Source organism: Ignavibacteriota bacterium, from assembly GCA_016713565.1.
Taxonomy (GTDB): Bacteria; Bacteroidota; Ignavibacteria; order Ignavibacteriales; family Melioribacteraceae.
In genome coordinates this window covers 154,420-172,722 of sequence record JADJOX010000005.1, presented here as the reverse complement: position 1 = coordinate 172,722, position 18,303 = coordinate 154,420, and the positions used below count along the sequence as shown (strand labels likewise).

Genomic DNA, 18,303 nt, shown 5'->3' with positions numbered 1-18,303 from the left:
TCTCTCTTTTTTATTGTGAATTTCAATTAAATTAAATATAATTAAATAGTGTAATAAATACAATATGTATTGTGTTAAAAATACACTAAGTTATGAGGAAAAATTGATACATAAACCCAACCAAACTATTAAAAATTTATCAATTGATTGTGTTGTATTTGGATTTGAAAATAATCGTTTAGAAGTTCTTTTAATCAAGCGTTATGTAAATCCGGATAAAGGGAAATGGGCATTGCCCGGCGGATTTGTATTGAAATCTGAAACTCTGGATCAAGCTGCCGTAAGAATTTTGGAAGAAACGAGTAACGTTAAAAATATATACCTTGAACAAGTTCACACGTTCAGTAAAATTGACAGATTCCCAATCAGACGCGTAATCAGCGTCGCATATTTCGCGCTTATAAATCCGGAAAAACATTATCTAAAAGCCGGTTTAGGTTCAACGGATGTTAAGTGGTTTAGTATAAATGATGATTTAAATTTACCTTTTGACCATTCTGAAATATTATTGAAGTCGCTTAATTTACTTAGGCAAAAAGTTCGTATCAAACCTATTGGTTTTGAACTTCTGCCCGAAAAGTTTTCATTAACTCAGCTGCAAAACTTATATGAATGTATTCTGGGAGAAACGTTGGATAAACGAAATTTTAGAAAAAGAATCATCGCTTTAAAGATGCTTACTCAGTTAAATGATTTTCAAAAGGATGTACCTCATAGAGCCGCAAGATTATATAAGTTTAATTCAAAGGCATACAACGATCTAAAAAACAAAGGGTTTAATTTTCAACTATAGTGAGAATAAAAATGACAAAAAGTTATTTACTTGGATTTGATATTGGCAGTTCATCAATTAAAGTTTCTGTGATCAATAGCCAAACCGGAGAATTGGTCAGCTCTGCATTTTCTCCCGAAACCGAAATGAAAATTGAGGCTCCGAATTTCGGCTGGGCAGAACAGCATCCTAATATTTGGTGGGAAAATTTAATTGACGCAAATAAGAAAGCTTTTAATAAAATTTCAGAAAAAGATTTTGAGGTGCGTGGAATCGGAATATCTTATCAAATGCATGGATTGGTTATGGTTGATAAAAATAAAGAGATTTTGTATCCTTCCATTATTTGGTGCGACAGTCGCGCGGTTGAAATTGGTGAAAACGCGTTTGAAAAATTAGGCTCTGAATATTGTTTAGGAAGTTGTTTAAATTCTCCCGGAAATTTTACCGCTTCAAAATTAAAATGGATTAAAGAAAACAAACCGGAAATTTATTCTAAAATAAATAAAATTATGCTGCCTGGAGATTACATCGCTTATAAATTATCCGGTGAAATAAATACAACTATTTCTGGTTTAAGCGAAGGAATTTTTTGGGATTTCAAAAAAAATAAATTAGCCGATGAAATATTTTCGAATTACGGATTAGATAAAGATTTTATTCCTGAAATTGTTCCAACATTTAGTGAGCAAGGCAAATTAACAAAATCTGCCGCTAATGAACTTGGACTTAAACCTGGGATCCCAATTTCATATAGAGCCGGAGATCAGCCCAATAACGCATTTTCGTTAAACGTTTTGAATCCCGGAGAAATAGCCGCAACCGCGGGAACTTCCGGCGTAGTTTATGGAATTGTTGAAAATAATTCTTATGATCCTTTTTCCAGAGTTAATAGTTTTGCGCATGTAAATTATTCAAAAGAAAAGCCTATAAAAGGTGTTTTGCTTTGTATAAATGGAACTGGAATTATGTATAGCTGGATGAGAAATGAAATTATGAAAAGTAATGTACCTTATGAAGAATTAAATAAACTGGCTAATGATGTTAATGTAGGTTCCGATGGAATAATAATTTTACCATTCGGCAATGGAGCGGAAAGAGTTTTAAAAAATAAAAATATAGGCAGCAGTATTTATGGGATAAATTTTAATACTCATTCTCATAAACATTTAATTCGCGCCGCACAAGAAGGCATTGCATTTACTTTCAGATATGGAGTTGATATAATGAAAGAAATGGGAATTTCTGTAAACACAATGAGAGCCGGCAAAGCCAATATGTTTTTAAGCGATATTTTCTGCGAAGCCGTTTCAAATTCAACAAATTCATGCGTTGAACTTTATAATACAGACGGCGCTCAAGGCGCGGCAAGAGGCGCTGGAGTCGGTGCAAAGATTTACAATTCATTCAGTGAAGCATTTGTTGGATTTAAGAAATTAAAAGTGATTGAACCAAATACCGAATTGATTTCCAAATATGAATCTGCATATTATAAATGGAAAGAAAAATTAGATCAATTTTTAATATCTTAGAATTATAGTTTTGCAAAATTAATTATGGAGAATTTGTGAATAAGAAAGTTGTGACTTTTGGCGAAATTATGCTTCGTTTATCAACAAAAGGTTTTTCAAGGTTTATTCAAGCTCAAAATTTTGACGTAACTTTCGGAGGCGGTGAAGCAAATGTTTCTGTTGCTCTAGCAAATTTCGGTTTGAATAGTTTTTTTGTAACCGCGCTTCCAAATCATGAGATTGGCCAATCAGCTGTAAATCATTTGAGAAGATTTGGCGTAAATACAAATTCTATTTCAAGAAAAGGTGATAGGATAGGCATTTATTTTTTAGAAACTGGAGCTAGCCAAAGAGCTTCAAAAGTAATTTATGACAGAGCAAATTCGGCAATAGCCAATGTAGAAAGAAAAGACTTCGATTGGGAAAATATTTTGGAGAATTGTACTTGGTTTCATTGGACAGGAATAACTCCGGCAATTGGAAAAAACGTTCAGTTAGTATTAAAAGATGCTCTTGAAACCGCAAAATCAAAAAAAATTAAGGTTAGCTGCGATCTTAATTTTAGAAAAAAAATGTGGTCGACAGAAGAAGCTCAAAAAGTCATGATACCTTTGATGGAATATGTGGATGTTTGCATTGCCAATGAAGAAGACGCAGAAAAAAGTTTGGGCGAAAAACTTGGCAAAACTCAAATTGAAAAAGCCGCGATTGACGAAGATGGTTACTTTAAAACCGCTGAGTTGCTTAAAAATAAATATGACTTTGAAGCTGTAGCAATTACATTGAGAGAAAGTTTTTCGGCTTCCAGAAACGGCTGGAGCGCCATTTTGTTAGATAATAAAAACTGTAAAAGTCCATACAGATCGAAAAAATATGATATTCAAATTGTTGATAGAGTCGGCGGCGGAGATTCTTTTGCTAGCGGATTAATTTATGGATTATTAAATTATGAGAATACAAAAAACGCTTTGGAATTTGCGGTCGGCGCTTCATGTTTAAAGCAGACAATTCCCGGTGATTTTAATTTAGTAACTGTCGATGAAGTTGAGAAATTAATTAAAGGCGATGGTTCCGGCAGAGTTGAGAGATAGTCCAAATAATTAAAAATTTAAGAATTTAAAATGGTAAGTGAAATGAATCAATATATACCTTCGGAAAACCGATATGAAAAAATGATATATAAAAGATGCGGAAACAGCGGATTGAAATTACCTTTAATATCATTAGGTCTTTGGCATAATTGGGGCGGATTTGATGTGTTTGAAAACAGCAGAAATATGTTAAGAACAGCTTTTGATTTAGGTATAACTCATTTCGATTTGGCAAATAACTATGGGCCGCCGTATGGATCTGCCGAAGAAAATTTTGGACAAATGTTTAAGAAAGATTTTTCAAATCTTAGAGATGAATTAATCATTTCATCAAAAGCCGGCTGGGATATGTGGCCGGGACCATACGGCAATTTTGGATCGAGAAAATATTTAATAGCAAGTTTGGATCAAAGTTTAAAAAGAATGGGTCTGGATTATGTTGATATTTTTTACCATCACCGACCAGATCCGGAAACACCGCTTGAAGAAACAATGGGCGCGTTGGATTTTATTGTAAAAAGCGGAAGAGCTTTATACGTTGGAGTTTCTCAATATAATGCCGAACAAACTTATAACGCGTATAATATTTTGAAGCAAATGGGCACAACTTTGCTGATTCATCAGCCGAAATATAATTTATTTGAAAGATGGATTGAACACGGACTTACTAACGTTTTAGATGAAAAAGGGATTGGGTGTATTCCTTTTTCACCGCTTGCACAAGGGATTTTAACAGATAAATATTTGAACTCTATTCCCGCCGATTCCAGGGCCGGAAAAATTCACGGCTATTTGAAAAAGGAACAATTGACCGATGATAAAATGAGCAAGGTCAAAGCATTAAATGAAATCGCGAAAAATAGAAATCAATCATTGGCGCAAATGTCCGTCAGTTGGGTACTTAATAATAAAACAACAACATCAGCGTTGATTGGCGCCAGTAAACCGGAACAGATAATTGAATTGGTTAAAACAATTGATAATCATAATTTTTCGAATGATGAGATAAATCAAATAAATTCGATTGTCGGTTAAACTAGTTTGAATCTATTTTAAAAGAAGCATCTTTTTTGATTGAATAAAATGATCGGTTTTTAACTGATAAAAGTAAACCCCGCTTGATAAAGCAGTTGCGTCAAAATTAATTTTATAATTGCCGGGTCTTTGATTCTTATTCACAAGTGTTTTAACAACATTGCCTAATGCATCATAAATATTCAATTGAACTGACACTTGGGTAATCAGTTTAGCTTTTGACGTTTCACTTTTCACATTTGACGGAATAGAATATTCAATTGTTGTAGTTGGATTAAACGGATTTGGATAATTTTGGTATAAGTTAAATTCTGAAATTACGGTTGGATTCTCTTCATTTGTTGAAGTTATATTCGGGAGATTTTCTTCAATCCAATTTATTCTTCTTATTATCCATCCTTTTAAAGTTAAAATTTCATCATAATAATTATTGGGATTTATTATTCCTGTCCATTTATTAAAATTTCTAACACGAGCTTCCGCTGTATAATCAACAAGACTGTCTATCGTCGAAAACAAACTATCGTACGATAATACATTCTCTCTTAAGCTGTACCATCTTCTTGTAAATTTTTCTTTGAATTCCTGATTTTCAAATAATTTATTCCACCAAAAAGGAACTCGAAATCCATCATATGGGTGATCGATAGTATAATTAACTTGCCAGCCGTCGGCTCTGAACATATCTTCTTCATTCCATGCATCGCCGAATGTTAAATTATAATCCCAAATTGGTCCGGCAAATAATTTCCCATTGATCGAATCTCTGTCCTTATACAAATATGAACTTAATCTAAACGCGTCAACATTTTTTGTAAATTCACCTAAAATTAAATGATCGACAAAAGAACCATCATCAATGAAATTTTTATAATTTTCCGGGTGTGTAAACATTAATTCTTCAAAATCATTAAAATAGTTTTGAATATAAGACTTTTGTTTGGCTGTAATTTCATTTGCTTTGGGATAATGATATTGATAAGGTGTTCCGTAATTTGAGTACCACATGTCATAGTTTTCACCATCCATCTTATCTATTTTTACAATATAACCGCCGGAAATATCATTTAAATTCTCTGCGATGTTTACACGGTGTTTATCTCGTTTAACCGTTTCCAAAAGCAAATAAACTCCTTGATATTCGCTGTTTAAGAAAAGTTCAACGAAAACTACTCTGCTTGCGTATCTGCCAATTTTATTTGATAGACCATAAGAAATCGCGTTTCTTAACAGCGTTTTATCGTTATACGGTCCATTTAGAATCCAATCATTTTCTTTTGGTAAACCGCAAAGTTTTACGTTTAAATTTTCACCCGTTGAATCTACAGTTTCAATTCTAAATTGTTTTTTTGGATATGCAATCGAAGAACTTCCTCTCAGTTCAATTGTTATTTTACCATTATAATTATTTAAGCTGTCCGCTAAATAATTAACTTTACCGGAGTCATTATAAATAACTCCCATATCAGCGTCAATTCTATATTCGTCAACAATTTCCTGCCCGTTTGTGTTAATAAAAAAAAGCGGCAAATTAGAATATTCAAAATCATAATTTTTTTGAACAGAATATTCTTTTTTAAGTTGAGGAAATAAATTTTGATTAAGTAAAAATAAAATGATTATCGGAAATATAAATTTTCGAAGGTAATAATCAATTAACCGGAGAATTAGATATTTATTCATATTAAAAATTTAATTAATAAAATTAATTGAAATTTCCTTACAAAAAAATGTAATTTATTTAATCGGAATATTATTGGATAATATAGATCAAATTATTAAATCATCATCGTAATAATTTCATTTTAATCAAACTTTTAATTAAAAAAAAAGATGCTTAATTTTAGATTATAAAGTAATTTTGACAATAAATAATTTTAGGGAATCTACATGGCGACAGATAAAATAATTTGGACAAAAATTGATGAAGCTCCTGCATTGGCTAGTTATTTTTTACTTCCGATAGTAAAATCTTTTACAAAAGGTACCGGCATTGATGTTGAATCAAAAGATATTTCATTGGCCGGAAGAATAATTGCAAATTTTCCGGAAAATTTGTCAGATGAGCAAAAGATACCGGATTATTTAAGTGAACTTGGTGAATTGGCAAAAACACCAAATGCCAATATTATCAAATTGCCGAACATAAGCGCTTCAATTCCCCAATTACAAGCGGCAATTAAAGAACTTCAGGAAAAAGGTTATAATATTCCAAATTATCCTGAAGAACCAAAAACAGATGAAGAAAAAGAACTGCAAAAAAGATTTTCCAAAGTTTTAGGCTCGGCGGTTAATCCTGTCTTGCGTGAAGGCAATTCTGATAGAAGAGCATCAGCTTCTGTTAAAAAATTTGCCCAGAAATTTCCGCATAAAATGATGAAGCCTTGGCCATCTTCAGGGTCAAAATCCAAAGTTGCATTTATGAAGGATAAGGATTTTTACGGAAGTGAAAAATCGGTTACAATTGAAAATCCAACTAACGTTAAAATTGAATTTATTGATGAAAATGGGAATTCCAAAATTCTTAAAGAGAAAATTTCACTTTTAGCGGGAGAAGTAATAGACGCCGCGGTAATGAACGTAAATGCGTTAAGAGAATTTTATGCAGAACAAATAAATGAAGCAAAAAATAATAATGTGCTTTTATCTCTTCATCTAAAAGCGACAATGATGAAAGTCTCCGATCCGATTATGTTTGGTCATGCCGTTTCGGTTTATTTTAATAGCGCTCTTTCTAAACACGCTGAAACACTTAAGGAAATTGGAGCTAATGTAAATAATGGATTGGCTGATGTATTAGATAAATTAAATAAACTTCCGTCTGAGAAAAAGTTAGAAATTGAAAATGATATAAATGAAGTTTATAAGTTACAACCTCAATTGGCAATGGTTGATTCAAGAGTTGGAAAAACCAATTTACACGTTCCTAATGATGTAATTGTCGATGCGTCAATGCCGAATGTTGTTAGAGATGGCGGGAAAATGTGGAATAAAAATGACGAACTTCAAGATTGCATCGCAATGATTCCGGATAGATCTTACGCAACAATATATAATGAAATTATTGAAGACTGCAAGATCAATGGTCAGTTTGATCCCGCAACTATGGGCGCGGTTTCTAATGTTGGTTTAATGGCGCAGAAAGCAGAAGAATATGGCTCTCACGATAAAACATTTCAAGTTGCTGATAACGGAATAATTAATGTAACTGATTTTAACGGAAATATTTTACTTCAGCAAAAAGTTGAGAAGGGCGACATTTTTAGAATGTGTCAAACAAAAGATGCTGCAATTAAGGATTGGGTTAAATTAGCCGTGAACAGAGCAAAAGCAACAAATTCAGATACAATTTTTTGGTTAGATGAAAATAGAGGTCATGATAGTGAAATAATAAAGAAAGTTAATAAATATCTTGCTGATTATAATCTGAATGGATTAGTAATAAAAATATTAAAACCGCAAGACGCAATGAAATATACTTTAGAAAGAACTCGAAAAGGTTTGGATACAATATCGGTAACGGGCAATGTGCTGAGAGATTATTTGACCGATCTATTCCCGATATTAGAATTGGGAACGAGCGCAAGAATGCTTTCCATCGTTCCTTTATTAAACGGCGGCGGATTGTTTGAAACAGGAGCAGGCGGTTCGGCTCCAAAGCACGTACAGCAATTATTAAAAGAAAATCATTTAAGATGGGATTCTTTGGGCGAATATTGCGCGTTGGTACCTTCGTTCGAACTGATAGCAGAAAAATCCGGAAATAAAAAAGCAACATTATTGGCTTCCACACTTGATAAGGCAATTGGCAATTACCTTGAAAATGGTAAGATGCCTTCTCGTAAGGTAAATGAATTGGATAATAGAGGCAGTTCATTTTATCTTTCGTTATACTGGGCTGAAGCATTGGCACAGCAAAATGATGATTTGGAATTGAAATCCAAATTTGAAAAAGTATATGAAGAATTAAAAGAAAATGAAAATAAAATAAATGATGAATTAACTTTTGTTCAAGGTAAAGCCGCGGATATTGGCGGTTACTATATACCGGATAATGATAAGGTTAATAAAGTTATGCGTCCAAGCTTAATTTTCAATTCTATAATTGATTCATTGTAAATTAAAATTTGAAGCGGGGAATTATCTCCGCTTCTTATTTATAATTTTTTACGGTTTCAACAAAAGCTTTTACCAAAGCCAAATTTGCGGCACCGTTTACTAACACACTTGAATATGCGTGAAAAGAAATTTTATTAGATTTATTTAATAATTTTTCTAAAATTTTTACAACATTATTTTGAGCTATTCCGCCGCCAATAACTACTTCAATTTTATTTTCCGCAGAGTTTATTATTTTGTTAAGAATATCCACACCATCAACAGCTGATTTATTCTCGTTCCACTTTGTACCGCTTGTTAAAATTCTGTCGACTCCATATTCAATCAAAATTTCTAACGTCTCAAGCGGATTTGGAGTCGCGTCAAAAGCCCTATGGAATGTAACTAGTAAGTCGAGACTTTTAGAAATATCAACACAGCGCTTTAGTGAATCAATATCAACATTATTATTTTCGCTCAATGGTCCGAACACAACTCCGTTTGCTTTGCATTCGGCAGCTAATTTAATTTGATTGCACATTTCCGAAATTTCAATTTTGGTATAATTGAAATTTCCGGCTCTGTTTCTTATCATTACCATTAATCCTGATCTGTCTTCAAAAGCTTTTCGAGCTTTTATTATTTCTTTCTTCCCGGGTGTTAATCCCGATAAATGCATTTGACTGCAAAGTTCAATTGTATCAGCGCCTCCAATGTAAGCGGAAGAGACAGACTGTGAAATAAAATTATCGCTGTTAACACATATTTCAGTTTTAATCATATATTGTTAGTGCTTTATTCAAAATTAATTATTAATTATCTTTTAAAAATACAAAATCTCTGCCGTTCCAGTATTTAATTTGTGATTTTAATAAATTACAATATTCCTCGGTATCTGTAAGTGGTGGATTTGAAAAGTTACAGTACTTTGCTTTAATAAAATATTGAACATTTATTTTAACAAAAATATTGCTTCTTATTTTTTATTTTTATGTAATCAAAAACGAAATTTAGAAAAGGATATAAATTGAAATTTTATTTGCTCCACCCTCGAGAACAAATTGTTCGCATAATGAATAGAATATACAACAATAAAATGACAACACTTTCCGGAGGTAATTTATCCATAAGAGATTATAACGGTGATATCTGGATTTCACCCGCGGGAGTTGATAAAGGAAATCTTACGCCCGGTGACATTATGTGCGTTAAAGATAACGGTGAAATAATTGGCAAACATAAACCATCGTCGGAATTGCCTTTTCACGTTTCAATATATAAGGCTCGACCTGATATAAAAGCGGTTGTTCACGCTCATCCGCCTGCGTTGGTTTCGTTCAGCATCGTAAGAAATTTACCTGATACAAATATTATTCCCCAAGCAAAACGCGTTTGCGGTAATGTCGGTTACGCGCCATATGCATTGCCCGGAAGCAAGAAATTGGGAGAAAATATTGCAGAAACCTTTGGAAAAGGTTTTGATGTTGTTTTGCTGGAAAACCATGGGGTGGCAACAGGTGGTAAAGATATTTTAAATGCGTTCCACAAATTAGAAACTTTGGAATTTTGTGCCAGAACAATAATCCAGGCAAAAAGAATTGGGGATTTTTCAACTTTAACCGAAGAACAAATTTCCTTTTTTGACCATAGGAAATATGATTTGCCCGAATTTGAAATAACGGAACATTCAAGTCTTGAGAGAGAAATAAGAAGTCAAATTATTGAAATTGTGCACAGAGCTTGTGATCGGAATTTAATGATCAGCACAGAAGGAGTTGCGTCTATCAGATATGAGAATAATGACTTTCTAATTACTCCAACTGGATTAGGAAGAAGAAGTATTGATATTGAAGATATAGTAATGATAAAAAACGGAAAAAAGGAAAAAGGTAAAAACCCAAGCCGTTCGGTTTTACTTCACCAGGAAATTTACAATAATAACCCAAATATAAACTCAATTATTACCGCACAATCTCCCAGTGTAACAGCTTATGCAATTTCTAAAGAATATTTCGAAACAAGAACAATTCCGGAAAGCTATGTCGTCCTCCGCGACATTCCCAAAATTGAATTCGGCGCGCAGTTTAACGACCCGATAAAAATAGCGCGAACATTATCTGAACGTAAACACACAATTTTAATTCAAAATGACGGTTTATTAACTACCGGCAAAAATATTCTTGAGGCATTTGACAGATTGGAAGTTGCGGAATTCAGCGCTAACTCTTTGATCACTTCTCACGATCTTGGAAATTGTTTTAAAATAAATGATGAGCAGATCAAAGAATTAAATGAAAGGTTTTTTCTTGAGCATTAATAAATTTCTTACGGTATGAATATGAGAATTGCTTTCAAAATGAATTTATTTCCCGGAAACGAGAAAGAATATAAAAAAAGACATAATCCCATTTGGTCTGAATTGGAAAATACATTGATTTCTCATGGAGTCAAATCCTATACAATTTTTCATGATAGACAAACAAATTATTTATTCGGTTATGCTGAAATAAATAATTTACAAAAATGGCATGAAATTGCTGAAACGGAAATTTGTAAAAAATGGTGGCATTTTATGGCTCCTTTAATGGAGGTAAACAAGGATGAAAGTCCGGTTACAACTAATTTGGAAGAAGTATTTCATTTTGAAATATAGAAATTAAAGATTATGCTATGATTAAAAATATTATTCCCATTTTCATATTTTATTTATTCTACTTGCCAACTATTTTTGCACAAAATTATAAGTTGCTTTTATGGGAAGATAAAATTCCCAACCAAAATAATATTAAAGTAGAAGAAAAAGTTCAAATAACAGATAAACTCAGAATCACAGAAGTTGATAAACCAATGGTTGACGTGTATTTACCTGAAAAGAACTATTCCAGCCGTGCCGCAGTAGTAATATTCCCAGGCGGTGGTTATAAAATTTTAGCTTATGATTATGAAGGAACTGATGTCGCTAAATGGCTTAATTCATTTGGAATAGCCGGAATAGTTGTAAAATACAGACTTCCGCACACACCAAATAATATTGATGGAAGATTATCTCCTTTTTTGGATGCTCAAAGAGCAATACGTTTAACAAGATATAATTCGGAAAAATGGGGAATTGATTCTAATAAAATTGGTATCATGGGATTTTCAGCCGGTGGTCATCTGGCAGCTACGTTAGGAACCCACTTTAACGAAAATTTTTTTACATCTGATTCAATTGATTTGCTAAACTGCAGACCTGATTTTATGATTTTAATATACCCGGTTATAACATTTACAGAACCTTATTTGCATTCAGGCTCAAAATTAAATTTAATAGGCGAAAACCCAAAAACAGAACTTATCGATTATTATTCAAATGAACTCCATGTTACCCAATTTACGCCGCCTACATTTTTGGTGCACGCATCGGATGACAGCGGAGTTCCGGTTTACAATAGTTTAATGTTTTTTAATGAGCTTAAGAAAAATAATGTTAGATGCGAAATTCACATTTTTGAAAAAGGCGGACATGGTTTTGGATTAGCAATAGGAAAAGGAAGATTGGAACAATGGAAAGATGTTTGTATATCTTGGATCAAAGATATTATTTCAAAATAATTTTTGAATAAGTTAGCTTTAACAATCTAGGAATGACAATGAAAATAATTTCGAAAATTTCTAAAATTCTTAATTTAACTTTTTTCCTTTCCTACATAATTTTTGCTCAAGGAAAAATAAAAACCCCTTCATTTATTTCTGATAATATGGTTTTACAGCAAAACTTTAATGCTCCAATCTGGGGTTGGGCTGAAAAAGATTCAAAAATAACAATAATACCCAGCTGGGATAAAAAAAATTATCAAACCACTGCGGATCAAAACGGTGATTGGAGTATCAAAATTAAAACACCTTCTGCCGGTGGACCATATTCAATTATCATTAATGATGATACCTTAAAAAATATTTTAATAGGTGAAGTTTGGATTTGTTCAGGCCAATCCAACATGCAATGGTCGCTTGAACAATCGGAAAATTCAGAAGCTGAAATTCCCAAAGCTGATTTTCCAAATATCAGAATGTTTTATGCTGCCAGAGATAACGCGAGACAACCTAACAAAGATGTTTATGGCAGCTGGAAAGAATGTGCGTCTGAAGTAGCAAAAACTTTTAGCGCTGTTGCGTATTATTTTGGAAAGGAATTATTTAAGGAACTTAATGTTCCAATTGGACTTCTGCATTTCAGTTGGGGCGGTTCTCCTGCTCAGGCTTGGACAAATCCCGAAGCATTGGCTAAAACAAAAGAAGGAAAATATTATCTTGATCTATTTAATGAAAAAATAAAAAATACTCCGCCCGGAGAATTGCCAAGAAATTACAGAGATCCCGGCGCAAATTATTATGGAATGATAAAGCCATTAATTCCATTCGCTATAAAGGGTGCTATTTGGTATCAAGGAGAGAATAATGTATTTGAACACGAAATGTACAGGAACTTATTTGAAACAATGATTACCAATTGGAGAGATGAGTGGGGACAAGGTGATTTCCCATTTTATTTTGTTCAGCTCGCGCCGTTTAATTATTCCAAACCAGTTGTTGGTGCCGCTCTTCGCGACGCGCAGCGCGAATCTCTTGAAATTAAAAATACCGGAATGGCGGTTACTCTGGATATAGGAAATCCGGATGATATTCATCCAAAAAATAAATTGGATGTTGGTAAAAGATTGGCATTGTGGGCTTTGGCAAAAACTTATGATAAAAATAATATTGTATTTAGCGGTCCAATTTATAAATCAATGAAAGTTAAGGAGAATAAAATTATCTTACAGTTTGATTATATCGGCAGCGGACTTTTATGCAAAGGTGAAAAACTTACTAATTTTACCATTGCTGGAGAAGATAAAGTATTTCATAAAGCTGAAGCTGTTATTGAAGGAAATGAAATAGTGGTTTCTTCGAACAATGTAAAAACACCAGCTGCTGTTAGATATGCTTTTGAAAACACTGATCAACCAAATTTATTTAATAAAGAAAATTTACCAGCCTCAACATTTAGAACAGATAATTGGGAGATAATTACTGAAGATAAAGAATGATATTTATTGTAAAAAAATATTATCTTGGATTGTCATGAAGAGAGTTACAAAAATTATTATTCTTAAAATAAAATTATTAGGAATGAGCCTCCCGCTTTTATTATTGTTCAGTTACAGAGCGGAACATGTTCATAAGCCCGAAAATACAAAACCGAACATTGTTTTATTTGTCGCAGATGATCTTGGTTGGAATGATGTAGGATATCATGGTTCGGAAATTAAAACTCCAAATATTGATAAACTCGCTAAGAATGGAGTTGAACTAAATCAATTTTATGTTTATCCAACAAGCTCACCGAGCAGAGCTTCGCTGCTTACGGGAAAGTATGCAAGCAGATTTGGAATTGGCGGACCAATTGCACTTAACAGTAAACAAGTATTACCATTAAACGTTGAAACAATTCCTTTAATCCTTAAAAAAAGCGGGTATGAAACAGCAATAATGGGAAAATGGCATTTAGGACTTTCGTTAGAAAACGGACCTAATCATTACGGCTTTGATTATACATACGGATATCTTCATGGACAAATAGATCAATACACGCATTTATATAAAAACGGTGAAATAACATGGAATAGAAATGGAAAATTTATAAATGAAGAAGGTCATGCAACAGATTTGATAACAAAAGAAGCCATTAAATACTTAAAAGAAATTCATAAAAAGGAAAATCCATTCTTTTTATATATTCCATACAGCGTTCCGCATTATCCGCTGCAAGAAGAAGCAAAATGGATTGAACCATATCAAAATTTAAATGATGTTGAATCGCGAAAAATATTTGCGGCTTCCGTAGCCCATATGGATTTTTCTTTGGGTGAAATATTGCGGTATTTGGAAAATGAAAAATTGCTGGAAAATACTTTAATAATTTTTATAAGTGATAACGGTGCTGAAAGAGACTGGTATCCAAATAAAGAAAAAGGATTAAATTTATATAATGGTAAACACGGACCATATCCAAAATTGGGAGACAACTCACCTTTAAAAGGATTTAAAACTGAGCTTTCCGAAGGCGGAATTAAAGTTCCGGCTATAATTTATTGGAAAGATCATTTAATGAAAAATAAGTTGGAACAATTGATTAAAGTGACTGATATTTTTCCAACAATTCTATCTGCTGCTCAAATTGACGGAAGTAATTTGAAAAACTTGGATGGAGAAAGTGTTTGGAAAAGCGTTATTGATCCTGCTAAAATTACTTTTGAAAGAGAGCTTTATTTAAGGACTGATAAACATTCAATGCTAAGAATGGGTGATTGGAAAATTATTCAGCTTAATAATTCAGATAATACAAAATATGAACTTTACAATATTCTTCAAGATCCGTTTGAAAAAGAAAATTTAATAGATAAATACCCGCAAAAAAGAGATGAACTTATTGCAAAATTGAAAATCCTAAATACGCAATAAATTATAAAGTTTAATCAAATTCTGAAAGTTTTTAGAAATTCCTCAATTCTTCACAAACTTTTTATTGTTTTTAGAAATATTATTACAAATAAATTGCGAAGTTATATTATCTTTGTATAACTTACTAAAACGGTTTAGTAAATATTTACGAAAATCACATAATAAGCACGAAAAGAAAATTAAATTTTGTAAAATTAAATAAAGTGCTTTAGTAAAATAATTTATTCACGCTGTGAAAAGGAAATAAAATGAAAAATTTAAGCAGAGAAGATTTTATTAAAACCAGTTTACTGGCTTTAGGCGCGGTAATGGTTCCCAAAAATTTTCACTCCATTGATAATAGTCCTAATAATAAATTAGATGAAATAATTTTAGAAAAACTTATATACGGCAATAATAATACAATTGATAAATTTCTAAGTGAAAAGGATTCACCTCAAAGAATACAATATTATAGGAATTTAAGCGGTATACTTGCAAATCTAAGCGCCGGATTTTGTCATCCTAAATCAAAATACTATAAGTCATCTGAAATAATTTCTCCAATGGAAAATACAATAAAAAAACTTTTAAGTTTACAGTATCCTGATGGAACTCTTGATTCTGGCGGAAATAGAAAATCAGCTCCCGATACTGCTTTTCTTCTTGAAAGTTTGTGTCCCGCCGCTAAAATTATAAAAGAAAACAATTTTCCTGAATTGGAAAAGATTAATAAACTGCTCGATTCGTTTTTGATTAAAGCCGGAGAAGGCATAAGTACCGGCGGTGTGCACACTCCGAATCATAGATGGGAAGTTTCAGCTACGTTGGCAAAATTGTATTCACTTTATAAAGATGAAAAATATCTTCAAAGAATTGATGAATGGCTTGAAGAAGGAATTTATATCGATGAAGACGGTAATTATCCCGAGAGAAGCAGAAACTACGCTGTGGTTGAAAACAGCTCCTTTATAACTCTAGGTGAAATTTTAAAACAACCAAGATTTTTTGAAATTGTAAAGAGAAACCTGACTGAAAGTTTTTATTACCTTGAAGATGATGGTGAATTAGTAAGCCTAAATTCCCGCCGTCAAGATCAGTATGCGCCAATATCAATTTTAAAGGCTTATTTAGAATATAGATTTATGGCAATCCATGAAAACGATAAATTTCTTTCGGCTGTTACGAGTAAAATAGAATTACTTCCGGATTTTCAAAAGAGTATTTTGTCGAGGAATCTACCACATTTTATGGCAACTCCGCTATTGCTTAATGAACTGCCAAAGGGTGAAGAACTTCCCCAAAATTATACTAAGTTTTTTACTGTTTCAAATTTAGTTAGAATAAAAAATGGTGATATTTCAGCTTCTATTTTCGGAGGAAACGACAAACCTTTGATTATTGCTTCAGGTAGATCTTGTATTCCGACGTTTTTTACTTATCGTAAGAAAACCGCCATTCTAGATTACATGAGAATGTCAACGTCGTTTTTCAGTATGGGTTATTTTAGAAGCGATGGAATTAAAAAAGATGGGAATAAATATATTTTGCACGAGAAGAAAGAAGCGTATTATTATCATCCGTTTCCTAAAAATAAATTAAATAAAGATGGTGATTATGAGCTGACTGAATCGGTTGACGGAAGATTCTGGAGTAAAATGAATTTTGGCGATAGACCCAAAACTACGATGTCAATTGATTCAACTATACGAATAGAGGAAATTAATGACGGTTTCGATTTGGAATTTGAAATTACAGGCGCGGAAAATGTGGAAGTAACAATTGAACTTTGTTTTAAGGAAAACGGAAAATTAGAAGGAGTAAGCAACGGAAATAATCAAGATGATTTTTTCTTGGAAAGTGGCTCGGCAAAATATACGTTTGGTAATGATTCAATTGAAGTTGGTCCAGGAAAATTTGAGCATTCAAGTTTATATAATTTGGATGGCGAAGAATATTCTACGCATTTCGGAACTCTAAAAGGTAAAGGAATGCATTTATATATTACCGGATTAGTTCCATTCAAACATAAATTAACAATTAAATAAAGTTGAACATGAAAATTAATGATTCAAACACACAGCTGCATTTGCTGAAAGCTGCTTATCCAATATCGTATGAAATTCCTGAACCAAAAAAAATTATTTACGAGCTAAGTAAAGTTTTGAATTTTTTAGAAAAGTCGACACCTTCCAATCTAATAGATAAGACTACAAAAAAAATAATTTCTCAAAAAAATCATGTGAATGAAAATACGATAATTCCCAATAGTACGTTTCGTTTGACAAGTTATGAATGGGGTGTTACATATTTTGGATTGTTGAAATTTGCGCAAATTTCCGGTAATGAAAAATTCTCAAACTATACAATAAAAAGACTCGAGATGATCTCGAGATTATATGATTTCCATATAAAAAACCCACAAATAAAAATTGAAGAAAATTCAACAATATATTCAGTTGTTTTTCCCGCAGCTCTTGATGATTGCGGCGCTCTATGTTTTGCCATGTTAAATGTAAATCAACTTAACACAAGCATTATATTAGATCCGATTATAAAAAATTTTATTGAATACATCAGCGAAAAACAATTTAGATTTAAAGACGGTACATTAGCAAGAAATCGTCCTTATCAAAATACTTTATGGATTGACGATTTATTCATGAGTGTTCCCGCTCTAGCTATGATGGGAAAAATATCAAAAGATGAAAAATACTTTAATGACGCAATTAACCAAGTTTTGAGATTTTCACAAAGAATGTTCATTAATGAAAAAGGATTGTTTGCTCACGGTTGGGTTGAGAAAATGGAACCGAAACCAAAATTCTATTGGGCAAGAGCAAACGGCTGGGCATTAATGGCAATGGTTGAACTTTTATCCGTAATGCCTAAAAATCATAAAGATTATCAAAAAGTGTTGGATCAATTTTCAGCTCATTTAAATGGGTTGATAGAATATCAATCAGGTTCTGGCTTTTGGCACCAATTATTGGATAAGAACGATAGTTACTTGGAAACTTCAGCTACTTCAATTTTTACATACTCTATAGCAAAAGCAATAAATGAAGGAATAATTAATAAACTTACATATTCACCGATTGCGGTTTTAGGCTGGAACGCAATTTCGTCTAAAATAAAATCGAATGGTCAAATAGATGGCATATGTGTTGGTACGGGAATGGGTTTTGATAATTCATTTTATTATCATCGTCCGGTAAATAATTTTGCCGCGCATGGTTATGGTCCAATGTTTTTAGCCGGTGCGGAAGTTCTTCAATTAATAAATTCAAATAGTTTTAATATAATAGAAGGTTCAATTCAAATTTCATAA

14 protein-coding genes are annotated in these 18,303 nt (G+C 32.4%); 12 read left to right on the top strand and 2 right to left on the bottom strand.

Going from position 1 to position 18,303, the window contains the following annotated elements; translation table 11 throughout:
* The first annotated feature begins 64 nt into the window (after positions 1-64).
* From IPK06_05410 to mgrA, 4 genes are read left to right on the top strand one after another with little or no spacing between them, the layout of a single operon-like run.
* On the top strand, positions 65-793 hold the full coding sequence (locus tag IPK06_05410) for an NUDIX hydrolase (GenBank protein MBK7979438.1): 729 nt from the start codon (positions 65-67) through the stop codon (positions 791-793).
* Positions 794-804: 11 nt separating this feature from the next.
* Positions 805-2,304 carry a carbohydrate kinase gene (locus IPK06_05405; protein ID MBK7979437.1) on the top strand — a complete coding sequence of 500 codons (1,500 nt, stop codon included), beginning with the start codon at positions 805-807 and terminating at the stop codon, positions 2,302-2,304.
* Positions 2,305-2,339: 35 nt separating this feature from the next.
* The gene (locus IPK06_05400) at positions 2,340-3,374 is read left to right on the top strand and encodes a sugar kinase (GenBank protein MBK7979436.1); all 1,035 of its coding nucleotides are present in this window, start codon (positions 2,340-2,342) and stop codon (positions 3,372-3,374) included.
* A gap of 42 nt (positions 3,375-3,416) precedes the next feature.
* Positions 3,417-4,409: an L-glyceraldehyde 3-phosphate reductase gene (mgrA, locus tag IPK06_05395; protein ID MBK7979435.1), complete on the top strand. Its 993-nt coding sequence runs from the start codon at positions 3,417-3,419 to the stop codon at positions 4,407-4,409.
* 12 nt (positions 4,410-4,421) lie between these two features.
* Here the strand turns inward: mgrA and IPK06_05390 are convergent, their stop codons facing one another.
* Entirely contained in the window at positions 4,422-6,092 is a 1,671-nt protein-coding gene (locus IPK06_05390) for a CotH kinase family protein (protein MBK7979434.1), read from the bottom strand.
* Between the two features lie 207 nt (positions 6,093-6,299).
* Here IPK06_05390 and IPK06_05385 point away from each other — a divergent pair, with 207 nt between their 5' ends.
* Positions 6,300-8,528, top strand: coding sequence for an NADP-dependent isocitrate dehydrogenase (locus IPK06_05385; GenBank protein ID MBK7979433.1), 2,229 nt, complete (start codon positions 6,300-6,302; stop codon positions 8,526-8,528).
* Between the two features lie 34 nt (positions 8,529-8,562).
* Here IPK06_05385 and IPK06_05380 read toward each other — a convergent pair whose 3' ends face one another.
* The gene (locus IPK06_05380) at positions 8,563-9,288 is read right to left on the bottom strand and encodes a copper homeostasis protein CutC (GenBank protein MBK7979432.1); all 726 of its coding nucleotides are present in this window, start codon (positions 9,286-9,288) and stop codon (positions 8,563-8,565) included.
* A 291-nt stretch (positions 9,289-9,579) separates the two neighbouring features.
* On the opposite strand from IPK06_05380, the gene IPK06_05375 reads away from it, so the two are divergent.
* The 7 genes from IPK06_05375 to IPK06_05345 all read left to right on the top strand — a co-directional run bounded on the left by IPK06_05375 (position 9,580) and on the right by IPK06_05345 (position 18,303).
* Entirely contained in the window at positions 9,580-10,824 is a 1,245-nt protein-coding gene (locus tag IPK06_05375; GenBank protein MBK7979431.1) for a class II aldolase/adducin family protein, read from the top strand.
* 21 nt (positions 10,825-10,845) lie between these two features.
* Entirely contained in the window at positions 10,846-11,160 is a 315-nt protein-coding gene (rhaM, locus tag IPK06_05370; protein MBK7979430.1) for an L-rhamnose mutarotase, read from the top strand.
* A 17-nt stretch (positions 11,161-11,177) separates the two neighbouring features.
* Positions 11,178-12,101, top strand: a complete 924-nt coding sequence (locus tag IPK06_05365; GenBank protein MBK7979429.1) for an alpha/beta hydrolase — start codon at positions 11,178-11,180, stop codon at positions 12,099-12,101.
* A gap of 38 nt (positions 12,102-12,139) precedes the next feature.
* Positions 12,140-13,579: a sialate O-acetylesterase gene (locus tag IPK06_05360; GenBank protein ID MBK7979428.1), complete on the top strand. Its 1,440-nt coding sequence runs from the start codon at positions 12,140-12,142 to the stop codon at positions 13,577-13,579.
* A gap of 34 nt (positions 13,580-13,613) precedes the next feature.
* Positions 13,614-14,993, top strand: a complete 1,380-nt coding sequence (locus tag IPK06_05355) for an arylsulfatase (GenBank protein MBK7979427.1) — start codon at positions 13,614-13,616, stop codon at positions 14,991-14,993.
* Between the two features lie 248 nt (positions 14,994-15,241).
* Complete coding sequence (locus IPK06_05350) at positions 15,242-17,020, top strand: hypothetical protein (protein ID MBK7979426.1); 1,779 nt, start codon at positions 15,242-15,244, stop codon at positions 17,018-17,020.
* Positions 17,021-17,028: 8 nt separating this feature from the next.
* Positions 17,029-18,303, top strand: coding sequence for a glycoside hydrolase family 88 protein (locus IPK06_05345; GenBank protein ID MBK7979425.1), 1,275 nt, complete (start codon positions 17,029-17,031; stop codon positions 18,301-18,303).

Coding starts and splice junctions, on each gene's coding strand:
- IPK06_05380 (MBK7979432.1), bottom strand. CDS start 9,288: ATGATTAAAACTGAAATATGTGTTAACAGCGATAATTTTATTTCACAG.
- IPK06_05390 (MBK7979434.1), bottom strand. CDS start 6,092: ATGAATAAATATCTAATTCTCCGGTTAATTGATTATTACCTTCGAAAA.
- IPK06_05385 (MBK7979433.1), top strand. CDS start 6,300: ATGGCGACAGATAAAATAATTTGGACAAAAATTGATGAAGCTCCTGCA.
- IPK06_05365 (MBK7979429.1), top strand. CDS start 11,178: ATGATTAAAAATATTATTCCCATTTTCATATTTTATTTATTCTACTTG.
- IPK06_05345 (MBK7979425.1), top strand. CDS start 17,029: ATGAAAATTAATGATTCAAACACACAGCTGCATTTGCTGAAAGCTGCT.
- IPK06_05355 (MBK7979427.1), top strand. CDS start 13,614: ATGAAGAGAGTTACAAAAATTATTATTCTTAAAATAAAATTATTAGGA.
- IPK06_05410 (MBK7979438.1), top strand. CDS start 65: ATGTATTGTGTTAAAAATACACTAAGTTATGAGGAAAAATTGATACAT.
- rhaM (MBK7979430.1), top strand. CDS start 10,846: ATGAGAATTGCTTTCAAAATGAATTTATTTCCCGGAAACGAGAAAGAA.
- IPK06_05360 (MBK7979428.1), top strand. CDS start 12,140: ATGAAAATAATTTCGAAAATTTCTAAAATTCTTAATTTAACTTTTTTC.
- IPK06_05350 (MBK7979426.1), top strand. CDS start 15,242: ATGAAAAATTTAAGCAGAGAAGATTTTATTAAAACCAGTTTACTGGCT.
- IPK06_05405 (MBK7979437.1), top strand. CDS start 805: ATGACAAAAAGTTATTTACTTGGATTTGATATTGGCAGTTCATCAATT.
- mgrA (MBK7979435.1), top strand. CDS start 3,417: ATGAATCAATATATACCTTCGGAAAACCGATATGAAAAAATGATATAT.
- IPK06_05375 (MBK7979431.1), top strand. CDS start 9,580: ATGAATAGAATATACAACAATAAAATGACAACACTTTCCGGAGGTAAT.